Genomic DNA, 18,983 nt, shown 5'->3' with positions numbered 1-18,983 from the left:
ATTCTGCGCCCGAGCAATATCTAGCTGCAGCTATTGACGTTGCAGAAGTCACGCCCCTGCTGGTTCCCAGCTTTGGCGCGAAGATGGATCTCGACAGCATTCTCGATAGCGTGGACGGCCTGCTGGTCACTGGATCAAAATCCAACGTCAATCCGGAGCTTTACGGCGTCGAACCGAGTGCGGCCTTTGAGCCTTACGACAATGCCCGCGATGCAACATCGTTGCCGCTCATCCGTGCAGCAATCGACAAAGGCGTCCCCGTGCTGGCGATTTGCCGCGGCATTCAGGAACTGAATGTGGCGCTGGGCGGCACGTTGGCCACCGAAATTCAGGAGCTGGAAGGTCGTATGGACCATCGCGCGCCGGAATCAGACAGCCAGGCCGAGCGCTTTGCCATTCAGCACCCGATCAAGATCGCGCCAAACTCCTGTCTTGCAGAGATACTGAAAACCGACGACGTGAAGGTCAATTCGGTCCATCGTCAGGCAATCGACAAGCTGGCACCGGTTCTGGCGGTTGAAGCCACAGCGGACGATGGCACGATTGAAGCCGTCTCAGTCAAGAATGCAAAGGGTTTCGTCGTCGGCGTTCAGTGGCACCCGGAATACTGGGTGCAATCCGATGCGCCTTCGCGCAAGATTTTCGAAGCCTTTGGCGAGGCAGTGCGCCAACATAAGGCGCAGCGCACAGCCTGAAATCAAAGCGCATCCTGAATAGCTTAAGACGATTTTCAGGATGCGCGTAAAAAAATGTCGAGCGCCAGCATCAGTAAGTGAGGCTGGCGCTTTTATCTTAGTTTTTCTTGACGTGACTGGTTTCCGGCACCGGCGTAATCGCCTCGCCCTTGTCGAACCACGAGATCAGATTGTCGATCACAAGATTAGCCATATCGCGGCGGGTCTTTTCAGAAGCCGAGCCGATATGTGGCAACAATACCGTATTCGGGGCATCAAGAAGCGCCTGCGGCACATTCGGCTCATTGGCAAAGACATCAAGACCGGCAGCAGCAATCGTTCCGTTGGTCAGCGCCTGAGCAAGCGCATCTTCATCAACAACCGAACCACGGCCAATATTAATCAGCACGCCTTCTGGTCCCAGCGCTTTCAGGACATCTGCATTGATGGCTTTTGCAGTTTCCGCACCACCGGGAGCAACCAGAATGAGCGTATCCACCGCCTTCGCAAGCTCAAGCAGGCTCGGGTAATAAGTATAGCTCACATCATCTGCCTTACGGCGATTGTGATAGGACACAGGAAGGCCAAAAGCTTCGACACGATGCGCAATCGCCTTACCAATGCGACCAAGGCCAAAAATACCAACTGAGCGGCCGCGCAGGGACAGTTTGGAAAGCGGATAGCGCCCTTCCTTTGGCCAGCGACCAGCGCGCAGAAACTCCTGCGATTTGGACAATTCGCGCACGGTATCAATCAGAAGGCCAAGCGCAGTATCTGCAACTTCTTCCGTCAGAACGTCCGGCGTATTGGTGACCATGACGTCATTGGCACCGGCATGTTTCGCATCAACAGCATCATAACCAACGCCAAAATTGCCTATAATTTCAAGATTAGGCAGCGCATCAATCAGCTTTGCATCGACCGTCGACATGCTGGCAACGCCTTTGACATCACCAGCCCAGGCTGCCTCAACCAGCGCCGCATCGCCTTTGGGAATCCGCTTGATATTGAACTCGCCTGAGAGCCGTTGCACGGCATAATCGTTGAAATTACCGAGCACCAGAATGGTCGCTTCACGTTGAGTCATGGCAGCTTCCTCATGTTCACGCAGAATCCATCGGGCCAGAGGACCTGGCCCGGCTAAAAAGACAGATCAGGCCTATTTGGGCTTGGAAGTCGATTGCCGGATATGCAACTCCGGCTTAATCAGTTCCTGATCATGTGAAACTTCAATGCCATTCAGCTGGTCGAGCAGCGCGCGCGCCGCACGGCGACCGACTTCGCGCTGGCCGTTCCACACAGTGGTCAGCGCCGGTGTCGCGATGGCCGCTTCTTCCAGATCGTCATATCCGGTGACGGAAATGTCTTCACCCGGAACAAGCCCTGCACGCGCGATACCGTTCATCAACCCGATAGCAGTCAGATCGTTCCAGCAAACGGCTGCGGTCGGCTTGTCTTTGAGCGCAAGAAACTGTGGCGCAACTTCAAAGCCGCCCTGCTTGGTACGCGGCCCCGAAATGCGCCATTCAGGCTTCACTTCAAGTCCGGCTTTATGCATGGCCTGCAAATAGCCCTGATAACGGTCGCGGCCTGTCGAAGTCTGATCGGTACCACCGATCATGGCGATGCGGGTGTGCCCAAGCGAAATCAGATGATTGGTGGCAAGGCCGATACCATAGGCATCATCCCCCCGGAAAACCGGTGCATGGACACCTTCAACATCACGCGCGATCAGAACGACCGGCAGGCCGTTATCTTCCGCAAGCTGGATATCTTCCGGCGGTGTGCCGATGGCCGGCGACATGATGACGCCATCCGCGCCGAGCTGCAGCAACGTATCCATGAAGGTGCGCTGCTTTTCCAGCTGGTCATAATGGTTGGACAGAATGAAGGTCTGTCGCGAACGGTCCAGCTCCGTTTCAATCGACCGCAAAATTTCGGCGAAGAACGGGTTCATGATGTCATGTACGACAACACCCACGATCCCGGAACGGGACGTGCGCAGGCTGGCAGCGCGACGGTTATAGATGTAACCGATGGCGCGGGCATGTTCCTTGATCTTTTCGCGTGTCTGATCGGCGACAAGAGGACTGTCGCGCAATGCCAGCGAAACAGTGGCCGTCGAAACACCAAGCGCATCTGCGATGGTCGAAAGCTTGATTTTCTGAGCCAAGTCGCCTCCCCGAAAAGGTCATTGCCACAGTCGAAACAGGAAGGCGCCGGCAAGACAATAAAGAGGAGCGGCCATCCCATCTTGTAGATGGTTATGCCATTGCAATCATTGAATTGGAAGTTTTTTCAACGTTCCTTGATGGCCATCTACCTATTCAACATCGTCGTCATCAACAACTTCCTTGTCCAACTCGTCGGTCAGACGCGCCGCGCCACGCGCAGCAAGGTTGCTTTCCATGCGCCCCAGCATCTTCAGGAAGGTTTTACGCTCCTTCTTGTCGAGGCCTTTCAGCATATCTTTTTCGGTTTTCTTGATCGACTTTTCGATGATGCGGATCGCTTCGATGCCCTGCGGCGTGAGATAGACATGCGACTGGCGCTGATCTGTCTCAGATGCCCGTTTGACCACGAAGCCCTGGCTCTGCAGCCGGGTAATGGTCTTGGTGATTGTCGGTGGACGCACGCCGAGGCGCTGAGCCAGAACGCCCGGAGGCAACCCATCTTCAGCGGCAAGCTGCAGCATCACTGCATCCTGACCGGCATAAAGCCCAAGCTCCAAAAGACGTGTAGCCAGTACGGTTCGTGTAAGACGCGCTACCGACTGCATTCGGTAAAGCATCACTGCCTTGTTGTCCTTACTCATCGCCACCTCGCCCTTGGTCATCCGACTAATAAAGTTCAATCTACAGTAAAATATTGTCCGACTTATGAAGCTTCAAGAACAAGCAATGACTTAGGGTTAACTTTGTACCCAAAGCATGTTCTTAGGCACGAAAGAATGAATTTCGCGGCTAACATTGCACGAGTTTATGAGCGGCGAAACCCAAATGTCGGAATCAGACAACCGATTGCTGTTTTATTCGATCACCATTAGGTTCAAACTGTTCGTTTAAAAATATTCAGCACGGAGGAAAATATGAATAACCTGCGCGACCAGAACAGCGACATGATCGTCGTCCTGCCACTTGGCGCCCACGAGCAGCATGGTCCTCATCTGCCATTTGAAACAGATACGATTATCGCTGAAGGCATTGTCGCGCGCATCAATGACGCACTGCCTGCTGATCTCAACGTCAATTTCCTGCCTGCCCAGCCGGTTGGCTATTCCATTGAACATATGGACGTCGAAGGCACCCAAAGCCTCGCCTTCTCGGAAGCCGTCAATCAATGGATCGGCATGGGCGAGAACCTTCATGCAGGCGGCATTCGCAAGCTGGTCATGCTCAATGCCCATGGCGGCAACTCGCCGCTGATGACAATCGTTGCAACTGAGCTTCGCACCCGCCTTGATATGCTGGCTGTGGCCACAAGCTGGACACGCTTCGGTATGCCGGAAGGGCTGATTACACCGGAAGACAAGTCGCTCGATATTCATGGCGGCTTTATCGAAACATCCGTGATGCTGGCGCTGCGCCCCGATCTCGTCGATATGACGAAGGCCGCAGACTTCTCGAATGCACAGTCCGACTTCGCAAAAAAATTCAAACATTTGCGCGCCTATGGCTCTCATGCCTTCGGCTGGAAGATGCAAGATCTGAATACGGAAGGTGTCGCAGGCAATGCTGCAGCTGCAACCGCCGAGGCAGGCGAAAAAATCCTCGCGCACGCTGTTGCAGGCTTTATTGAGCTGCTCCACGATGTGGATCAGTTTGATCTCGCTCGCTTTTCGCCCAAACAACTCGTGGTCTGATTCCGAGCACCTAAATAGTCATCTCGTGGATGCTTTGAATTTGACTTTTGAAACAACGCTCGTGCGCGCGCCATATATCAAACGTCACATTCAATCTGCGAGCGAAAACGTGATTGGCCGTAAGCGAGAACGTGATCGGGACAGATGTAATAATATAGCATTGCATATAGCATTCGCGGGCACCTTCCCTTATATGAAATACCCGATCTGAAGCCTCGGTCGCGTGGATTTGCGCGCGCACCAAAAGGCAGCAACTTCAAGAGGCATGAACAATGAGCCAGGCTGAAGCCCACACTGAGGACAAGTCAAACACAGATGCTGGCACAAACGCTGGCCGTATTCCCGTTACCGTTCTGACCGGATATCTGGGCTCGGGTAAAACGACGCTTCTCAACCGCATCCTTACCGAAAATCACGGCAAGCGTTATGCGGTCATCGTCAACGAATTCGGCGAGATCGGTATCGACAACGATCTTATCGTCGAGTCTGACGAAGAAATCTACGAAATGAACAATGGCTGCATCTGCTGCACCGTGCGCGGAGATTTGATTCGCGTGGTGGAAGGCCTGATGCGCCGTCGGGGCCGCTTCGACGCCATTATCGTTGAAACAACCGGTCTTGCTGATCCGGTTCCTGTCGCGCAGACCTTCTTCATGGATGACGATGTCCGCGCCAAGACCGGCCTTGATGCCGTTGTCGCTCTGGTTGACGCAAAGCACCTTCCGCTGCGCCTCAAGGACAGCCGCGAAGCAGAAGACCAGATTGCATTTGCCGATGTGGTTCTGATCAACAAAACCGATCTGGTGACACCGGAAGAACTGGCAGCGATTGAAGCAACAGTTCGCGCCATCAATCCACACGCCATTATTCACCGTACAGAACGCGCATCGATTCCGCTTGATCGCGTGCTTGATCGCGGTGCATTCGACCTGAAGCGTGCGCTCGAAAACGATCCGCATTTCCTCGATCATGACCATCCGGACCACGTTTGCGGTCCTGATTGTGATCACGATCATGGCCACGACCATCACCATCATCATGGGCACCACCATGATCATGAGCATACCTGCGGCCCAGACTGCAATCACAACCACGGGCATGACCATCACCACCATCATGATCACGATCATCATCATGCATCGCCGATCCATGATGTGACGGTGACTTCGGTGTCGCTGCGTGCGGGTGAAATTGATCCGGCCAAATTCTTCCCCTGGATTCAGAACATCACCCAGACACAGGGTCCAAACATTCTGCGTCTCAAGGGGATCATCGCGTTCAAAGACGATCCGGACCGCTACGTGGTTCAGGGCGTTCATATGATCATCGAAGGTGATCACCAGCGCGCATGGAAGCCTGAAGAAAAGCATGAAAGCCGTCTCGTCTTCATCGGACGTCAGCTCGATGCAGCTGAACTCAAAGCCGGTTTTGAAAACTGCCAATCCCAGTAAAATTGGCAAAGTAATCCTGCCAAAGTAAAATTGGACACTGATGCCTACAGTTGCCCCGCTCGACCTTGATGGTCATTGCCTCTACGCCCGTTTTATCAGCGGCGTTCCATTCTTTGCTCTGGCCGATGGTTCTATCCATCGGCTGGACAATGGCCACCAGACCAGCGCCGCTCATGACGGGCTTCTCAGCGCAACGCTGACCTTTGATGGAAAAGCGCTGGTAACGGGCGGTGAAGATGGCCGCGTTTGCCAGACTGCATCGGATGGTACAGTCACGGAACTCGCAAAAGTACCGCGCAAGTGGATGACCGCGGTTGCAAGCGGCCCCAACGGAACGGTCGGCTTTGCCTCTGGCCGCTCGGCATGGGTCCGCACATCCAACGGCAAGGTGCAGGAATTTGCACAGGAACGCAGCGTCGAAGGCATTGCGTTTGCGCCAAAGGGCCAGCGTCTGGCAATCGCGCGCTATAATGGCGCAACATTGATCTGGACTGGCACGGAAGCAAAGCCTGTGGAGCTTGAATGGAAAGGCGCGCATATCGGTGCCACCTTCTCGCCAGATGGCCGCTTCCTGATTACATCCATGCAGGAAAATGCGCTGCATGGATGGCGCCTGGAAGACAGCAAGCACATGCGCATGACCGGCTATCCTGCCAAGGTCAAAGACTGGTCATGGAGCGTGAAAGCGAAGTGGCTTGCCACTTCAGGTGCACCAGCCGCTATTGTCTGGCCGTTTGCTGGCAAAGATGGCCCTATGGGTAAGGCACCGCTGGAGCTTGGTCTGCGCGGAGACAGCATGGTGACATCGGTTGCCTGCCACCCAATCGAAGACATCACCGCCATTGGCTATAATGACGGCATGATTCTTCTCGTGCGCTTCGAGGATCAGAAGGAAGTGCTGCTACGTCGTGGCGGCAAAGGCGCGATCACCAGCATGGGCTGGGATGGTCAGGGCACTCGTTTAGCCTTCGGATCTGAAACGGGCGACTGTGGCGTTATTGATATGACGAGCTAAGTAGTTAGGGCATTAGGGCATTATGTTTCGCTAATTTGAAAACATACTGCCCTATTCACCTACTGCCTTATTGCCTTACTTGTCTGCCTTACTTGGCCTTCATCGTAACTGTCGGACCACCATCCGGGCCAAGCGACGCAACCCACTGACTGATTGCGGAAGCGTCTTTTTCACCAAGCATATGATCGGCTTCGATCGTGCGGGCATCGACCTTTGCACCGCCAGAGCGCAGCAGAGCTGAAAGAGCCGGTGCGAAAGGCGAATAAAGCTTGTCTTCCTGGCCTGTAATCGTCAGCACGCGCGCCTTGCCCAGATTGGCAACCGGCACGTTGTCCAGAACGGGCATCGAGCGCATCAGCACCGCACGCTTCACCAGATCGGGGTGCAGCATCATCGTTGCAGCCAGCAGATTTGCGCCATTGGAATAACCAACGAAGGTTGCATGTGGGAGATCGAGATCCTTCTCATCGGCAAGACGCGAGAGGAAGGTCACGAATGCATTGGCTTCAAGCTTCACATCTTTCTGGTCGAACTTGACCGGCGTGATGCGCTTGTACCAGCGCGTGCCGCCATCCTGCATGACGCGGCCACGAACACCAAGCAGCGTTGCACGCGGCCAGATCTTGGATGCCATCGGCACGAGGCTTGCTTCATTACCGCCTGAACCATGCAACAGGACAATCAGTTCGTTGGAAGCGTTTTCAGGCTTATAGAAACGATAGATGAACTGCTTGCTGCGTGAAAAATTCTGTTCCGGCGTTGTCTCAGCATCCATTTTCTTTTCACGCATCGTTACGCCCTCTCCCAGCTTGGGAGCGACTGTTTCATCTTTCGTCGATGTAGCCATGCTGTTCAGGGCCATGCCCTGCGCCTTGCTCACAACCTTTATAGGCGTGGGCTGTCCTTCCGCCAGAGCGGAACCAGTCATTGCTGCAAACGCCATCATGATGGCGGCTGTAAACGTCTTCTTTACCATAAGCTCAACTTGCCACTGAGATGTTAATGAAGGTTTTAAAGCAGCTCCGCTCGGACCATCTTTTGTGTCCTCGCCGGCTCTGATTAGCATGTCCTTAACAACAGATATTTAGCGAGAATGTGACGAAAACACGGAAAATAACCGATTGTTACATTTGCGTGACACTTCACGAGGCCATCAACAACGCGTGAACCATAATCGAGTGGCAAAAAATTCATGTTTTTGACGCGTTTAGGAGGACAATGGGGTATCATTACAAAAATTGTACGAGGGAACGGATTTTTGACATGAGCAGCTTCAAGCCAGGCCGTTTTTCGTCTGCCCGCCTTAATTCAAGCGACGTGACGCCGAAAAATCTTTATCTGCGTCGCCGCGAATTTCTGATCGGCGCGGGCGCACTGGCCGCGACCGGCATTGCATCGGCGGGATTTGCCGATCCGCTCACGGCCAAAGCCTCGGCCTATAAAGTCGATGAAAAGCTGACGCCGAAAGAATCTGTCACGACCTATAACAACTTCTATGAGTTTGGCACGGACAAGAGCGACCCTTCTGCGAATTCCGGTGATTTCAAACCATTGCCATGGCGGCTGAAAGTCGACGGGTTGGTCAAGCAGCCCAAGGAATTCGACATTCAGGACCTGATGGCCAAGATGCCGCTTGAAGAACGCATCTACCGGATGCGCTGCGTTGAAGCCTGGTCAATGGTCATTCCATGGATCGGCTTTCCGCTGGCAAGCCTGCTGTCTCAGGTCGAACCACTTGGCTCGGCCAAATACATCGCCTTCACGGGCGTCGTGCGCCCTGAAGAGATGCCGGGTCAGAAAGGGCTGTTTCAGGTGCTCGACTGGCCTTATGTCGAGGGCTTGCGTCTTGACGAAGCCATGCATCCGCTGACTATCCTTTCCGTTGGCCTTTATGGTGAAACCCTTCCCAACGCCAACGGCGCGCCGGTCCGGCTCGTTGTGCCGTGGAAATATGGTTTCAAGGGCATCAAATCGATCACCAAAATCAGCTTCGTGGAAAAGCAGCCACCGACATCGTGGCAGCAGCAGGCCGCCAATGAATATGGCTTCTATGCCAATGTGAACCCGGACGTCGATCATCCCCGCTGGTCACAGGCAACCGAGCGGCGTATTGGCGAAGGCAGCTTCTTTGGCTCCAGCCGTCGCCCTACCCTGCCGTTCAATGGCTATGCCGAAGAAGTCGCTTCGCTTTATGCAGGCATGGACCTGCGGGCAAATTACTGACATGGCCGTCGCAGCCACGATCCAAGCCAAAAAGCCCAACCGTCAGACCCGGTTCAAACCGGGCTGGTGGAAGGTATGGGCGCTTTATGCGGTCGGCTTCATTCCCGCCCTATGGGCGTTTTATCTCGGCGCAACCGACCAGCTCGGCGCAGACCCTGTTAAAAGCTTTGAGCATATGCTCGGCCTCTGGGCACTGCGCCTTCTCATTCTGACCCTGCTGGTGACACCCATCCGTGACCTGACAGGTATCAGCCTGTTGCGCTACCGCCGCGCACTTGGCCTGCTCGCCTTCTATTATGTGCTGATGCATTTCGCGGTCTATATGGTGCTGGATCAGGCGCTCAATCTATCTGCGGTAATAGCCGATATAGTCAAAAGACCATTCATCACCATCGGGATGATCAGCCTCGCCCTGCTGGTGCCGCTCGCAATCACTTCGAACAACTGGTCGATCCGCAAACTGGGGCGGCGCTGGACCACGCTGCATAAGCTCGTCTATGTGGCCATTGCAGGTGGAGCGATCCATTTCCTGATGTCGGTCAAAAGCTGGCCAGCTGAACCCGTCATCTATGCTCTGATTGTAGCGGCGCTGCTGCTCTGGCGTGTAGTGCGTCCGCTCTTCAAAGGACGCAGACAGATAAAACCCAAGCGGGAAGCTGCTGTAACGCTAAAGAAATAAGGTATAATATCCTTGTTTTTATAAAGTCTAATCTACGAGATAAAACGCCTTTCCGGCAGGATAGGCCATGACATTCCAATGCAAATCATGTCAGTATCGCCACAACTTCGGTAAATGAAGCGTCAGGCGAATACGGGATGTCCATGTCTTCTATCTTGAAATCAAAGCCCGTCCGCTTTCTCGGCAAGTTCGTCTTCGTATTATTCGTAATCATCTTTGCAATCTGGTCCAGCTTTGCCATGTGGTTCCAGTTGCCTTTCGGCAATGCTGTGCGCGGCTCGATTATCGCCGTCTGGCTGGCAATCGCGCTGTGGGTCATCGCAGGCGAGCGAAACTTCTATTGCATGCGCAAGCGACTGTTCTTCTGTCTGCTGGCACTGTTGATGCTCGGCTGGTGGGCCACGATACGCCCATCGCTCGATCGCATCTGGGCACCAGACGTCGCGCGAACCGTCACCGGCAAGATTGATGGCGATAATGTTACGCTTTTCAATGTTCGCGATTTCGACTGGCGAACACCAAATGATTTCACACCCAACTGGAAAGAAGCCACCTACGATCTGAGCAAGATAAACTCTGTCGATGTTTACCTCTCCTATTGGGCTGGCCCGGCCATTGCGCATACGCTGCTGTCGTTCGGGTTTGAAGACGGCAGACACGTCGTCTTTTCTGGCGAAATCCGCAGGGAGCATCACGAGGTCTTTTCATCCATAGGTGGATTTTTTCGCGAGTTTGAACTGGCGATGATCGCGGCGGAAGAAAGCGACATCATCTATCTGCGGACCAATGTGCGCAAAGAAAATGTCTTTCGCTATCGGGTGGACCTGCCCCCAGCAGGCGCAAGAGAGCTTTTCCTCTCTTATGTCGAGCTCGGCAATGAGCTGGCAGCCACGCCCAAATTCTACAACACGCTGACTGCCAATTGTACGACGATCATTTTCACAATGGCGCGTGTGCTCGATCCGACATTCCCATTTGATTATCGGATCCTGCTTTCAGGCTATCTGCCGGGATATCTCTACGACCATGGCTGGCTCGAAAATAATGGGACTCTGGAGCAGATAGAGGAACGTGCATCCATCGACGCCAAGGCGCAGGCTGGCGGTCGTGACGGCTATTCTGAACGCATACGCCAATAAAAGAAAACCCCGCTTGAGCGGGGTTTTCAATCAGCAACTGCAATTAATTAAATTGCAGCGGTGATGATGATTTCGACCTTGTAATCAGGCGTTGCAAGCGCTGCTTCACCGGTCGCGCGGGCAGGCGTGTTGGCCTTGTCGACCCAGCTGTCCCAGACTGCGTTCATTTCAGCGAAGTCCTTCATGTCTGCAAGCCAGATGATCGCCTGGAGGATCTTGGACTTGTCGGAACCAGCAGCTGCCAACAGACGATCAACTTCAGCCAGAACGGCCTTGGTCTGATCGGTCACGCTCGCGCCTGGCTCGCCAACCTGGCCGGCGAGATAAACTGTATTGCCGTGAACGACGGCCTGGCTCATGCGTGGTCCGACTTCGATACGACGGATGCTCATGGTGAACTCCTCTCATGACTGCTGCGGAAACGGGCCCGCATTTAAAAATGTTGCGCATCCTTATTAAAGCCCCTGCCCGCTTTGGCAATGGCTGTTTGAAGCCTCATCCGGACAATTCAAATAAAAACGCACTCCAGGCCGCCCGCTGTGCTACGACAGCGACAAGAGGAGAGAAACAATATGCCTGCAGAAACTGACGATGCAAAAACACCTTCGCAGCTGATCGATGGCAGGATCAGGGAACTTGCAGACTGGAGAGGCAAAACGCTTTCTTATGTCCGCGACATTATCCTGAAGGCCGACCCGGAGATTATCGAAGAATGGAAATGGCGCGGCGTGCCGGTGTGGTCCTGCTCGGGGATCATATGCACCGGCGAGACCTATAAGAGCGTTGTGAAACTCACTTTCGCGAAAGGTGCGTCGCTGGACGATCCTTCCAGCCTTTTCAATTCAAGCCTTGAAGGCAACGTACGTCGCGCGATTGATATCCGTGAAAACGAAGAAATAGATGCAAAAGCTCTGACGACGCTGATCCATGCTGCAATCGCGCTCAATAAGCTCAAACCACCGCGTCGCTGATCGTGTAGAATATTTGCGGGGCAATTGACTCCTGACGGCCCTTTCCCTATAAGCCGCAGCACGTTCGCCCATAGGGTTAATGGATGGCTTGTGCTATCCTGCTTTTTGGGAAAAGAACCAGCTCCTGTTCAATAGAGCGTGATACCGAAAAGTGAAAACCGGTTTTCGGCAAAATCATACTCGATGAAAAGACAGAACCAAGAAGGGCCGCACACCGCGGTATTAAATAAATGAAGCGCACTTTCCAGCCATCCAATCTCGTCCGCAAGCGTCGTCACGGTTTCCGTGCACGCATGGCTACTGCCGGCGGTCGTAAGGTTCTCGCCGCTCGCCGCGCACGCGGCCGCAAGCGGCTTTCCGCTTAATCTTTCCCGCGCGACCAGCGCGGTGATTAAAGATATGAAAAAGCAGAAACAAATACTCCGCCTTCGCAAGAGAGCGGAGTTTTTGTCTGTTAGGAATGGTGAAAAACGGCGTGGTCCCCTATTTCTTCTTGAAGTCCGGAAACGGACGGATGAAGAATCCGAAGCTGCCAAAATCGGCGAAAAACCCCGCGCAGGCTTCACCGTCACCAAGAAAAACGGCAATGCGGTGGTTCGAAACCGCATACGTCGCAGACTGAGAGAAGCGGTTCGTTGTCACGTAGGGAGTGACATGGCGCCTTCGACCGACTATGTGATCGTAGCGCGCGAGCAAGCACTCACTGCGCCCTTCTCGAAACTGACCGGGGAACTTTCCCGCCGCATCACGGCACCGGAGGGACGGCGGGACGAGAAGAAACGCCGAACGGAAAGACCGGAATCAGGACCCGTCAATGGAAAATAATCGTAATTTCTTCATCACCATTGCCCTGTCCATCCTCGTATTAACGCTGTGGCAAGTATTCTATCTGGGACCGAAAACGGAAGCCCAGCGGGAGCAGACACGCATTGAGGAGCAGCAGCGCCAGACCCAGCAGGCAGCCCAGGGCGGCTCGCAGGGTGATACTCCACAAATGCCCGGCACCGCCGGCGCAATTCCAGGCCACAGCGATGGCACAGCCGCAGGCGGCACGCTGACCCGTGAAGCCGCAGCCGCACAGTCGCAGCGCATCGATATCGACACAGCTTCGCTGCGTGGTTCGATCAATCTGACCGGCGCGCGCCTCGATGATCTCTATCTCAAGAAGTATCACGAGACTGTAGACGACAAGTCGCCTGAAATCGAACTACTCGCACCATCGGCTCTCAAGCAGGGTTATTTCGTTGAACTCGGTTTCACCGGCAACGACGCAACCGGCGAAGTTCCTGGTCCAAACACTGTCTGGACCGTTGAAGGCAACAACAAGCTGACGGCATCGACGCCTGTTACTCTGACATTCACCAACGACAAGAACATCACATTCAAGCGCGTCATCTCGGTTGATGATGCCTACATGTTCGAAGTCGACGATACGGTCACCAACAACACCGGCGCACCGATCTCGCTTGCTTCTTATGGCCGCGTAACGCGTTTCAACCAGCCTGAACATGCAAGCGCTACCTATGTTCTCCATGAAGGCCTTATCGGCGTCATGGGTCAGGATGGCCTTCAGGAAATCAAGTATTCCAAGGTTGAAGACGACAAGGACATTTCGTTCAAGGACGTGACTGGCGGCTGGGTCGGCATCACCGACAAGTATTGGGCGGCAACGCTCGTACCTCCGCAGAACGAAAAGTTCACCGCACGTTTCTCGCACTTCACCAATGACCGTCCGCGCTACCAGTCGGATTTCCTCAGCGCGCCGATCACGGTTGCAGCTGGCGAAGCCAGCACCATCAAGAACCACGTTTTTGCTGGCGCCAAGGTTGTCTCGGACATCAAGAACTACGAAGAAAAGCTCGGCATCAAGCAGTTTGAACTGCTGATTGACTGGGGCTGGTTCTACTTCATCACCAAGCCGATGTTCTACCTCATCGACTGGATCTACAAGTTCTCCGGCAATTTCGGCATCGCCATTCTGGTTGTCACCGTTCTGCTGAAGGGCCTGTTCTTCCCGCTCGCCAACAAGTCGTACAAGTCGATGGCTCGTATGAAGCTGGTGCAGCCGAAGATGACGGAAATCCGCGAGAAATATGCGGATGACAAGATGAAGCAGCAGCAGGAAATGATGCAGCTCTACAAGCAGGAAAAAATCAATCCGCTTGCAGGTTGCTGGCCAGTGCTGGTCCAGATTCCGGTGTTCTTCGCGCTCTATAAGGTTCTCTACGTCACCATTGAAATGCGCCATGCGCCGTTCTTTGGCTGGATTCAGGATCTTGCAGCACCCGATCCAACATCGATCTTCAACCTGTTCGGCCTTCTGCCGTTTGCGGTTCCGGCGTTCCTGATGATCGGCGTCTGGCCAATCATCATGGGCATCACCATGTTCCTGCAGATGCGCATGAACCCAACGCCTCCAGATCCAACGCAGGCGATGATCTTCACCTGGATGCCGATCATCTTCACCTTTATGCTGGCATCGTTCCCAGCAGGCCTCGTGATCTATTGGGCATGGAACAACACGCTTTCGATTACCCAGCAGGGCATCATCATGAAGCGTCAGGGTGTTAAAATCGAACTTTTTGACAACCTGAAAGACCTCTTTAAGCGAAAGCCGAAAGAGGCCAAGAAGTAAAAAGATAAAAAGCCCCGCATCTGCGGGGCTTTTTTTGTGCTCGTTGATCCAGAGCGGTTGACAATGCGGCGCGTAACCGTGATGCGTGTCTTTTACGGAATATACGGATCAGGAAGACCACATTGAGCGATCAGGACAAAAAGCAGGCAGCCATCAATGCCGCTCAGGCAGCAGCAGATGCGACCCGTGCAGCCCATGCGGCTTTGGTCGAAGAAGGGCGCCTGCTCTTCAAGAAGTCGTGGATCTTCATCCGTGGCGTGCCTTCGATGAAGTTTCTGCCATTGGAAGGCCCGGTTGAAATTGCCTTTGCCGGACGTTCAAATGTCGGCAAATCTTCGCTCATCAATGCGCTTGTCGGCAAAAAGGGTCTTGCCCGTACCTCCAACACACCGGGCCGGACGCAGGAACTCAACTATTTCGTTCCCGATGGCTATTCCGGCGAGAATGGCGACCTTCCGCCATTGGCACTCGTCGACATGCCGGGCTATGGCTTTGCAGAAGCACCCAAAGCCCATGTCGATGCGTGGACACGTCTCGTGTTCGATTACCTGCGCGGCCGCACCACGCTGAAGCGCGTCTATCTGCTGATCGACTCACGCCATGGCATCAAGAAGAACGATGCTGAAGTGCTTGACCTGCTCGACAAGGCGGCAGTTTCTTATCAGATCGTGCTGACCAAGATCGACAAGATCAAGGCCGCTGGCATCCCACGTCTGATAGAAGAAACGCATAACCTCACGAAGAAGCGTGCAGCCTGCTTCCCCGGCATCATCACGACCTCGTCGGAAAAAGGCCTCGGTCTTGATGAACTACGCGCTGCGATCGCGCTTGTTGCCAAGGAATAGGCAGTCGGTCGCGGAAAAGTGGGAACCGGCTTTCCGATTCCGACATGCGTAAAACAACAAAATAGAGCGAGCGTGGCGTGTATGATTAAGCACGACGCGCTCCAGGAAACGACATCAGTTTAGCTCGGGCAGCTTGCCGACTGATTGTTTAGACCCTGCTTGAGCTGTTCAAACCGCGTGGTGGTTTTTGCGCCATCACGCGTGATACGCAGAACATACATGCTGTCGAAGTCTTCACGCGGCCACTTCGGCACGAGAGCCTTGTCACCACCGCTATCCTTGACGATGCTTCTGGCAAGCTTCACGATCTGCTTGTGTTCCCAACCCACCAGTACTGTCGCGTTGCGATATTCAGGCTGCGCGAGCGTCGCCTGCAGTTCCTCAATATCCTTGAAGCCAAAGCGCGTATCAACGGGCATTCCAAACGTGATAGCTGTCGGTTCGACCGTAGCAAGCGGGCGGTTATAGGAATAGATCGCGCCCTTGTCTTCTTTCAGCTGCGCCGGATTGGGCGCAAAGATGAAATCCGGTTTTCCGAATTTTTGCTTGATTACGGCAGGCAGTTTCAGCGAGCGATTGAGGCCTTGGCAATTGAGCTGTCCAAGCCCCTGCTCCGGCTTTTCACCATGGCGCAACATGATGATCGTTTCAGTTGTCGCTGCAGCCTGCGAGGCGCTGATGCCCGCCAGAAAAATCAAAGCCGTAAAAAATGCGCGTCGCATGAATCTACTCCGTTCAAGAGCGGGCGTTATGCGCAATCTTCTAGCACTCTCCAAGGATTTTAATTGGGCGATCTTTGGCAACGCATTCAAATAATCGCGAACAAAACGCCTAAAACCGTTTTACAGAACAGTGCATATTGCTTAGAAAAGCCTGCCTCTCTTGCCCTGTCGCCAGCCATGGAGCCCGCGATGACGACTCTTGAAAATCCTGAAATGCAAGCGCAACTCCTCTCCGCAGCCCTGCCTTATATGCAGCGCTACGAAAACAAGAATGTCGTGGTGAAATATGGCGGTCACGCCATGGGAAACCCTGAACTGGGCAAGGCTTTTGCCCGCGACATCGCGCTTTTGAAGCAGTCAGGCATCAATCCGATCGTCGTTCATGGCGGTGGCCCACAGATTCAGGCGATGCTCTCGAAGCTCGGCATTGAATCGCGCTTTGAAGGTGGTCTTCGCGTCACCGACGAGAAGACGGTTGAAGTGGTGGAAATGGTTCTCGCCGGTTCCATCAACAAGGAAATCGTCGCCCTCATCAACGCCGAAGGCGAATGGGCCATCGGTCTTTGCGGCAAAGACGGTAACATGGTTTTCGCGCGCAAGGCGCACAAGACGGTTATCGATCCGGATTCCAACATCGAGAAAGTTCTTGATCTGGGCTTTGTTGGTGAACCAGCAGAAGTTGACCGCACACTTCTCGATCTTCTGGCGCGTTCCGAAATGATCCCGGTTATTGCGCCGGTTGCACCCGGTCGTGATGGTCATACCTACAACATCAACGCAGACACCTTTGCAGGCGCTATCGCTGGCGCGCTGGCTGCAACGCGTCTTCTGTTCCTGACCGATGTTCCCGGCGTTCTCGACAAGGACAAGAAGCTCATCAAGGAGCTTTCGGTTGCCGACGCTCAGGCGCTGATCAAGGACGGCACGATCTCCGGCGGCATGATCCCTAAGGTCGAAACCTGCATCGATGCAATCCGTCGCGGCGTTGAAGGCGTTGTTATTCTCAACGGCAAGACACCGCATTCCGTACTGCTTGAGCTATTCACGGAGCATGGTGCAGGAACATTGATTGTACCGTAATCCAGTAGCCGCCTTCGGGCGGCTTTTTCTTGACCCGCCTTCGTGACATAAAGACTTATGACCAATCAACCTGATGCTCCGGCCTTTGCCCACGTTACCGACTGGGTATTCGACCTCGACAATACGCTCTATCCGCACGCAGCCGATCTGTTTTCCCAGATCGATGTACGCATGACGAACTATGTCGAGAACCTCCTGAAATTGCCGCGTGACGAAGCGCGCAAAATTCAGAAGCAGTTTTATCTGGAATATGGCACCACGCTGAAGGGCCTGATGGAGTGCCATGAGATCGATCCTGACGACTTTCTCAAGAAGGTCCACGACATCGACTATTCATGGCTGAAACCCGATCCCGCACTCGGGGCAGCCATTCGTGCCCTGCCCGGCCGCCGTTTCATTTTCACCAATGGTGATCGCGGCCATGCGGAACGTGCAGCACAGCAGCTCGGCATTCTTGATGATTTCGACGATATTTTCGACATCGTTGCAGCAGGCCTGACGCCCAAGCCAGAGCGTGTCACTTATGATCGTTTTCTCGGCGCATTCGGCGTTGACGCACAAAAGGCTGTCATGTTTGAAGATCTGGCGCGCAATCTCGTTGTGCCGAAGACATTGGGCATGAAAACCGTGCTGGTGGTTCCAAACAATTTCGAGCCAACATTCTCCGAAATATGGGAAAGCGACCCGGAATTCACCGATCAGGTCGATTATGTAACCGACAATCTGACCCAGTTTCTGGAAACTATAATTGCAGACCGATAGGCAGTTTACCGGCCTTGAAAAACGTATCGATAAGGCGGCTCATCACCTTCTCGACAGCTTGCCAAGGCATCGCATCAGTGATGCGCTGATTGAGTTTCTGGTTTTTGGATTGAAGCAAGCATGGGCCTGCCTATTTGGCGGCGCGATGCTGGGTCTCATCATCCTCACACGCTGGTTCTGGCCAGAAGATGGCGCAGGATTTATCACCCGCTACGATTTCCTGTTTCTCTCCGCTGTTGTGATCCAGCTTGGAATGCTTGTCTTCAAGCTGGAGGCTTGGGAGGAAGCCAAGGTCATCGTCATTTTCCATATTGTCGGAACGGCTATGGAAGTGTTCAAAACCCACGCCGGATCATGGATCTATCCGGAAGAAAACTTCTTCCGGATCGGTGGCGTACCACTGTTTTCAGGCTTTATGTATGCGGCTGTCGGTTCCTATATGGCGCGTATCAACCGCATCTTCGATATCAGGCTCAACCACTATCCGCCGCTCTGGACAACGATCGTGCTGGCGGCTGCGATCTATATCAATTTCTTCGCCCACCACTTCATCTGGGATATGCGCTGGGTGTTGTTTGCCGCAACCTTCGCGCTCTATTGGCGCACGACCATGCATTATCGCGTGTTTCGCTTCCGGCATAAAATGCCGCTGCTGGTTGCGTTCCTGCTCACATCACTGTTCATCTGGATCGCGGAAAACATCGGAACCTGGTCGAAAGCCTGGCTCTATCCCAACCAGCGCAATGGCTGGGAGCTGGTTTCAATGAGCAAGCTCGGCTCATGGTATCTGCTGATGATTATTTCCGTTGTGCTGGTGACACTCGTTCACCGCCCGCGCGAATATTCGGAAAACGAAAACGCCCGGTCATAACAGACCGGGCGCGCTGGAAACTTTACAGCGGTTCCAGTTAAGAAAGAATCGTTG

At 53.9% G+C, this 18,983-nt stretch carries 20 protein-coding genes and 1 pseudogene; 15 read left to right on the top strand and 6 right to left on the bottom strand.

Features of this window, described 5'->3' with window-relative positions; all coding sequences use genetic code 11:
* Positions 1-695: pseudogene (locus RT142_RS18770) on the top strand (gamma-glutamyl-gamma-aminobutyrate hydrolase family protein); the annotation flags it as partial.
* Between the two features lie 97 nt (positions 696-792).
* On the opposite strand, the gene RT142_RS18765 reads toward RT142_RS18770, so the two are convergent.
* The 3 genes from RT142_RS18765 to RT142_RS18755 all read right to left on the bottom strand — a co-directional run bounded on the left by RT142_RS18765 (position 793) and on the right by RT142_RS18755 (position 3,489).
* A complete protein-coding gene (locus RT142_RS18765) occupies positions 793-1,761 on the bottom strand; it encodes a 2-hydroxyacid dehydrogenase (RefSeq protein WP_313030665.1) in 969 nt (322 codons plus the stop codon).
* Between the two features lie 72 nt (positions 1,762-1,833).
* On the bottom strand, positions 1,834-2,847 hold the full coding sequence (locus RT142_RS18760) for a LacI family DNA-binding transcriptional regulator (RefSeq protein ID WP_064320968.1): 1,014 nt from the start codon (positions 2,845-2,847) through the stop codon (positions 1,834-1,836).
* 150 nt (positions 2,848-2,997) lie between these two features.
* The gene (locus RT142_RS18755) at positions 2,998-3,489 is read right to left on the bottom strand and encodes a MarR family winged helix-turn-helix transcriptional regulator (RefSeq protein WP_079212606.1); all 492 of its coding nucleotides are present in this window, start codon (positions 3,487-3,489) and stop codon (positions 2,998-3,000) included.
* A 273-nt stretch (positions 3,490-3,762) separates the two neighbouring features.
* On the opposite strand from RT142_RS18755, the gene RT142_RS18750 reads away from it, so the two are divergent.
* The 3 genes from RT142_RS18750 to RT142_RS18740 all read left to right on the top strand — a co-directional run bounded on the left by RT142_RS18750 (position 3,763) and on the right by RT142_RS18740 (position 7,002).
* Entirely contained in the window at positions 3,763-4,536 is a 774-nt protein-coding gene (locus tag RT142_RS18750) for a creatininase family protein (protein ID WP_313030662.1), read from the top strand.
* Positions 4,537-4,808: 272 nt separating this feature from the next.
* A complete protein-coding gene (locus RT142_RS18745; RefSeq protein WP_313030660.1) occupies positions 4,809-5,987 on the top strand; it encodes a GTP-binding protein in 1,179 nt (392 codons plus the stop codon).
* A gap of 40 nt (positions 5,988-6,027) precedes the next feature.
* Positions 6,028-7,002 carry a WD40 repeat domain-containing protein gene (locus tag RT142_RS18740; RefSeq protein ID WP_079212212.1) on the top strand — a complete coding sequence of 325 codons (975 nt, stop codon included), beginning with the start codon at positions 6,028-6,030 and terminating at the stop codon, positions 7,000-7,002.
* Positions 7,003-7,090: 88 nt separating this feature from the next.
* Here RT142_RS18740 and RT142_RS18735 read toward each other — a convergent pair whose 3' ends face one another.
* Positions 7,091-7,978 (bottom strand): alpha/beta hydrolase, encoded by an 888-nt coding sequence (locus tag RT142_RS18735; RefSeq protein WP_007876366.1) that lies wholly within the window; start codon positions 7,976-7,978, stop codon positions 7,091-7,093.
* A gap of 287 nt (positions 7,979-8,265) precedes the next feature.
* Between RT142_RS18735 and msrP the strand changes: the two genes are divergently transcribed.
* The 3 genes from msrP to RT142_RS18720 all read left to right on the top strand — a co-directional run bounded on the left by msrP (position 8,266) and on the right by RT142_RS18720 (position 11,043).
* Positions 8,266-9,225 (top strand): protein-methionine-sulfoxide reductase catalytic subunit MsrP, encoded by a 960-nt coding sequence (gene msrP, locus RT142_RS18730; protein ID WP_112805499.1) that lies wholly within the window; start codon positions 8,266-8,268, stop codon positions 9,223-9,225.
* Between the two features lies 1 nt (position 9,226).
* Positions 9,227-9,904, top strand: coding sequence for a protein-methionine-sulfoxide reductase heme-binding subunit MsrQ (msrQ, locus tag RT142_RS18725; RefSeq protein ID WP_313030653.1), 678 nt, complete (start codon positions 9,227-9,229; stop codon positions 9,902-9,904).
* Positions 9,905-10,047: 143 nt separating this feature from the next.
* The gene (locus tag RT142_RS18720; protein WP_171380204.1) at positions 10,048-11,043 is read left to right on the top strand and encodes a DUF4105 domain-containing protein; all 996 of its coding nucleotides are present in this window, start codon (positions 10,048-10,050) and stop codon (positions 11,041-11,043) included.
* A gap of 47 nt (positions 11,044-11,090) precedes the next feature.
* On the opposite strand, the gene RT142_RS18715 is transcribed toward RT142_RS18720, so the two are convergent.
* Positions 11,091-11,435, bottom strand: coding sequence for a RidA family protein (locus RT142_RS18715; protein WP_007876378.1), 345 nt, complete (start codon positions 11,433-11,435; stop codon positions 11,091-11,093).
* Positions 11,436-11,615: 180 nt separating this feature from the next.
* Here RT142_RS18715 and RT142_RS18710 point away from each other — a divergent pair, with 180 nt between their 5' ends.
* The 5 genes from RT142_RS18710 to yihA all read left to right on the top strand — a co-directional run bounded on the left by RT142_RS18710 (position 11,616) and on the right by yihA (position 15,494).
* A complete protein-coding gene (locus RT142_RS18710; RefSeq protein WP_112805495.1) occupies positions 11,616-12,014 on the top strand; it encodes a DUF1801 domain-containing protein in 399 nt (132 codons plus the stop codon).
* A 230-nt stretch (positions 12,015-12,244) separates the two neighbouring features.
* Positions 12,245-12,379 carry a 50S ribosomal protein L34 gene (rpmH, locus tag RT142_RS18705; protein WP_007876380.1) on the top strand — a complete coding sequence of 45 codons (135 nt, stop codon included), beginning with the start codon at positions 12,245-12,247 and terminating at the stop codon, positions 12,377-12,379.
* A gap of 34 nt (positions 12,380-12,413) precedes the next feature.
* Entirely contained in the window at positions 12,414-12,839 is a 426-nt protein-coding gene (rnpA, locus tag RT142_RS18700; protein ID WP_064320976.1) for a ribonuclease P protein component, read from the top strand.
* A complete protein-coding gene (gene yidC / locus RT142_RS18695; protein WP_112805493.1) occupies positions 12,829-14,649 on the top strand; it encodes a membrane protein insertase YidC in 1,821 nt (606 codons plus the stop codon). The genes rnpA and yidC overlap by 11 nt, the downstream gene beginning before the upstream one ends.
* A gap of 101 nt (positions 14,650-14,750) precedes the next feature.
* Positions 14,751-15,494 (top strand): ribosome biogenesis GTP-binding protein YihA/YsxC, encoded by a 744-nt coding sequence (yihA, locus tag RT142_RS18690; protein WP_192798003.1) that lies wholly within the window; start codon positions 14,751-14,753, stop codon positions 15,492-15,494.
* 119 nt (positions 15,495-15,613) lie between these two features.
* On the opposite strand, the gene RT142_RS18685 is transcribed toward yihA, so the two are convergent.
* Positions 15,614-16,216 carry a hypothetical protein gene (locus RT142_RS18685; RefSeq protein WP_079212216.1) on the bottom strand — a complete coding sequence of 201 codons (603 nt, stop codon included), beginning with the start codon at positions 16,214-16,216 and terminating at the stop codon, positions 15,614-15,616.
* 189 nt (positions 16,217-16,405) lie between these two features.
* On the opposite strand from RT142_RS18685, the gene argB reads away from it, so the two are divergent.
* From argB to RT142_RS18670, 3 genes are read left to right on the top strand one after another with little or no spacing between them, the layout of a single operon-like run.
* Positions 16,406-17,296, top strand: a complete 891-nt coding sequence (gene argB, locus RT142_RS18680) for an acetylglutamate kinase (protein WP_007876393.1) — start codon at positions 16,406-16,408, stop codon at positions 17,294-17,296.
* A 57-nt stretch (positions 17,297-17,353) separates the two neighbouring features.
* A complete protein-coding gene (locus tag RT142_RS18675; protein WP_079212217.1) occupies positions 17,354-18,058 on the top strand; it encodes a pyrimidine 5'-nucleotidase in 705 nt (234 codons plus the stop codon).
* Positions 18,045-18,929: a DUF817 domain-containing protein gene (locus RT142_RS18670; RefSeq protein ID WP_313030645.1), complete on the top strand. Its 885-nt coding sequence runs from the start codon at positions 18,045-18,047 to the stop codon at positions 18,927-18,929. Before RT142_RS18675 ends, RT142_RS18670 begins: the two co-directional genes overlap by 14 nt.
* Positions 18,930-18,983 lie beyond the last annotated feature (54 nt).

Origin of the sequence: Brucella sp., assembly GCF_032066345.1 — a bacterium.
Classification (GTDB): Bacteria; Pseudomonadota; Alphaproteobacteria; order Rhizobiales; family Rhizobiaceae; genus Brucella; species Brucella pseudogrignonensis.
The sequence above is the reverse complement of the archived record's forward strand: the minus strand, read 5'-3'. Positions and strand labels throughout refer to the sequence as shown.